At 73.3% G+C, this 2,209-nt stretch carries 2 protein-coding genes; both read left to right on the top strand.

Annotation, left to right across the window (positions count from 1 at the left end):
- Nucleotides 1-947: HAMP domain-containing protein (locus ACFQ3T_RS36065; protein WP_380730565.1), on the top strand; the 947-nt coding region annotated here is incomplete at its 5' end.
- A partial coding sequence (gene pgsB / locus ACFQ3T_RS36070) for a poly-gamma-glutamate synthase PgsB (protein ID WP_380730567.1) occupies nt 944-2,209 on the top strand: 1,266 nt, incomplete at its 3' end. The genes ACFQ3T_RS36065 and pgsB, both read left to right, overlap by 4 nt.

Raw genomic sequence — 2,209 nt, forward strand, 5'->3', positions numbered from 1 at the left:
GAGCCGAGCCGCCCGCCGCGGCCGCCGGCCTGCGCCAGCAGGACCAGTCCGGCCGGGTGCCGGTGGTCTTCGCGGAGGTGCCCGTCCCCGGCCGCGGCACGGCGGTGGTCGGCGAGTTCGACCTCGACCACCTCCGCACGTTGCTGGACCACGTCCCCGGGCACGCCCGCGTGGTCGACCGGGGCTTCCGGACCGTCAACGCCACGGACGGGTTCGTCGCCTTCGAGGAGGTGACCGACACCGGCCTGCGCGACAGCGCGGCGCTCGCCCAGCGCGGCGACGTCGTCGGCGAGATCCGGCCCGGTTCGGACGGGCCGTCGATCGTGGCCTCCGCCGCCCTGCGCGGCGGCGACGTCGAGGCGCTGGGCTGGACGGTCGTGACCGAGCTGCCCGGCGTCGAACTCGCGCTGCCGGTGAACGAGGCCCGTCGGCACGTCCAACTCGTCGCGCTGATCACCGCGCTGATCGCCCTGTTCGGGTACGGGTGGCTGCTGTTCACCGTGCTCGGGCCGCTGCGCCGGGTGGCGCGCGCGGCCGACCGGATGGTGGCGGGCGACCTGCAGGCGGTGATCTACCCCCAGCGGCACGACGAGATCGGCACGATCGCGTCCTGCCTGGAGATCTGCCGCCAGGCCGTGGTGCAGGGGCCGGACCGCCTCGGCGAGGTCCGCCGCCCGCGCGGCGCGGCCACCGACCCGACGATGCTGATGAAGCCGGTCGAACCACACGCGAAACGGGCTCCGGAACGTGCGCCGGACCGTTCGGGACGTCACGTCGAGCGTCACGCCGAACGGCCGGCCGAAAGTCCGGCCGAACGTCACGCCGAACGTCCGGCCGAGCGTCACGCCGAGCGTCCGGCCGAGCGTTCCGCGCGGACCAGGCACGCCGCGCCGCGCAGGCCGGCGCCGGAACCCCCGCGTCCCAAGGTCGGGCGGGGTTCGGCGTGACCTACCTGTACGTGGTCTTCCTGGTCCTCACCACGGGCCTGCTCGTCTGCGGCGTGCTGGAACAGCGCAAGCACTTCGCCCACCTGCACCGCATCGAGCAGCGGGTGCTCGTCAACGGCATCCGCGGCAAGAGCTCCATCACCCGCCTGTGCGCGGGCGCGCTGCGCGGCGGCGGGCTCGTCACCACGGCGAAGACGACCGGCACGGCGGCGCGGTTCATCCACCCCGACGGCAGCGAGGAACCCGTCTACCGCAAGTGGGGCATCGCGAACGTCGTGGAGCAGATCGGCATCGTGCGCCGCGCCGCCGCCTACCGGTCCGACGTGCTGGTGATCGAGTGCATGGCGGTGATGCCGGACCTCCAGGAGATCAACCAGAGCAAGCTGATCCAGTCGACCATCGGCGTGCTGTGCAACGTCCGCGAGGACCACCTGGCCGAGATGGGCCCCACGCTCGACGACGTGGCCCGCTCGCTGAGCCGGTCCATGCCGGTCGGCGGGATCTGCGTGACGGCCGAGCGCGACCGGCTGCACATCCTGGAGCAGGAGGCGGCCAAGCGGGACTGCGAGCTGATCGCGGTCGACCCCGAGTCGGTCACCGACGAGGAGATGGCCGGGTTCGGCTGGGTCACCTTCAAGGAGAACGTGGCGATCGCGCTGGCCGTGGCGGAGCTGCTGGGCGTCAACCGGCAGCTCGCGCTGACGGGCATGTGGTCCGCGCCGCCGGACCCCGGTGTGCTCTCCGTGCAGACCCGCGTGGCGGACGGCAAGGTGGTCAAGCTCGCCAACGTGTTCGCCGCCAACGACCCCGAGTCGACGTTGATGAACATCGAGCGGCTGCTGGAGCAGGGTTCGATCGCCCGCCCGCTGCACGTGGTGATCAACTGCCGGCCGGACCGGGTCGAGCGCAACCGGCAGATGGGCGAGCTGGTCGCCCGGATCGACCCCGACCGGGTCGTGCTGATCGGCGACCCGACCCGCAGCGCGCGGTCGACCATCGGCGAGGAGTGGCAGGACGTCGTCAACGACCTCGGCGGCGCCCGCTCGGCCGAGGAGCTGCTGGACGCGATCCTGGCCGACATCGACGACACCGCGTCGCTGGTGGCCATCGGCAACATCCACGGCCAGGGCGAAGTGCTGCTGGAAGCGCTCGACGGGCTCGAAGCGGTCGCGCCGGACGAGCGGCCCGCGGTGCGCGAACGCCCCCAGTCGGCGCCCGCTGCCGCACCGCCGACCACCGCACCACCCCGCGCCGTGCCGCCG

This window comes from Saccharothrix hoggarensis (assembly GCF_042678885.1).
In the GTDB taxonomy this organism is placed as follows: Bacteria; Actinomycetota; Actinomycetes; order Mycobacteriales; family Pseudonocardiaceae; genus Actinosynnema; species Actinosynnema hoggarensis.